Origin of the sequence: Klebsiella sp. 4_1_44FAA (assembly GCF_000238715.1) — a bacterium.
GTDB lineage: Bacteria > Pseudomonadota > Gammaproteobacteria > Enterobacterales > Enterobacteriaceae > Klebsiella > Klebsiella pneumoniae.
The window spans coordinates 2794-4047 of record NZ_JH414826.1; the positions used below are offsets into that span (position 1 = coordinate 2794).

Sequence of the window (1254 nt, forward strand, 5' to 3'; positions counted from 1 at the left end):
ATCCACCTGGTANACCACGCCCCGCGGTGGCGGCGGTACGGATGAACTCACCGCGCAGGGGCTGTGAGATGGTGCTGATGGTTGCCATTGCTGCGATGTCGGTGCGATCGTCGCTGTGCAGATAGAAAGAATACTGGCCGTCCGGCACGTTTAGTCCTCTTTATTGTAAAGGGCAATCTCCCTGGCCAGCGCCATCTGCGGATCGCCTATAACCTCGATACGGTCAGGAGCCAGAGGCCAGGCCTGACGGATAGCTTCTTCTATGAGGGAAGCCCCTCCCCCGACCAGGAATACCCGGTTAACGTTCCTGAAGGCCGTCAGCTCACTGGTGACACGCGCCCCCAGGGAAGTGATCGCCTCTGTTATTTTGTTCCGAACCTCGTCGATTTTACCGGCATCGTTGATCACACGCTGCAGATACTGACGATCATTGCGGTTGCGGATGATAGTGTCAGCGATGAGGGCGCTGGTTTCGCTGTCTGCCGCCCGCAGCGCGCCTGCAGCTGCGCGGGTGACCTGTGACACGCCGACAGACGGATTACCGTGCACCGCACTGATATCATCAAACTGGCCGACAATCACACCGGCATCGAGCGTGGTGCCACCGAGATCGATAATCAGGGTGGTCTCAGCGGGGCCGGGCTTCAGCTCCGCGAGACGGGAGAACGCCGCCGGCAGTGATTCCGGCATCACCTTCACGTCCGTTACGGTAAATGCTCTGCCCTTATTCAGAACCAGCTCACGCATCAGGTTTTCCCGTTTGCGTCGTATGTTCTCCTCGTTCCGCTGGCAGTCCCCGTCGTAATACTCACTCAGGGGCAGCGTCACGGTCAGGCTCACCGGCTGCGGCTCCAGTCCGCTGTTCAGCAGCGCATGATGCACGGCCAGCAGGTTGAGATCACCGTACTGATATTCCACGTTTGTTGTCGGGATGGCATCCCGGCTGACGCTGTCCCAGGTGTATTTCAGCGTACCCACCTGATAGTTGAACGTTGCCGCACTGAATTCCGCCACTTTCCAGCCATGCCGGAAGGAGTTCGCAGAGACACGTGTCTGAAGTTCATCTCCTTCAAACCATGCCAGCTTAACATTAGTTGAACCATCATCGCAGTAAATATTCATCAATATGCTCCGTTAATTACTCTCAATTTGATACCAATTATAAGAGCAAAATGAAAAAATCAAAGCAATATTTCTCAATATGAGCAATATAAAAATATCAAAATGAATTAATAGTAGCATTTTGAGACATCT

General features: G+C 54.2%; 1 protein-coding gene and 1 pseudogene. Both read right to left on the minus strand.

Features of this window, described 5'->3' with window-relative positions; translation table 11 throughout:
* A pseudogene (locus tag HMPREF1024_RS29840) lies at positions 1-148 on the minus strand (plasmid partitioning/stability family protein); the annotation flags it as partial.
* Positions 149-150: 2 nt separating this feature from the next.
* Positions 151-1122 carry a plasmid segregation protein ParM domain-containing protein gene (gene parM, locus HMPREF1024_RS00235; RefSeq protein ID WP_001568038.1) on the minus strand — a complete coding sequence of 324 codons (972 nt, stop codon included), beginning with the start codon at positions 1120-1122 and terminating at the stop codon, positions 151-153.
* Positions 1123-1254: the final 132 nt, after the last annotated feature.

Bases quoted from the DNA above. Each gene is read 5' to 3' on its own strand.
- parM (WP_001568038.1), bottom strand. From the start codon at position 1,122: ATGAATATTTACTGCGATGATGGTTCAACTAATGTTAAGCTGGCATGG.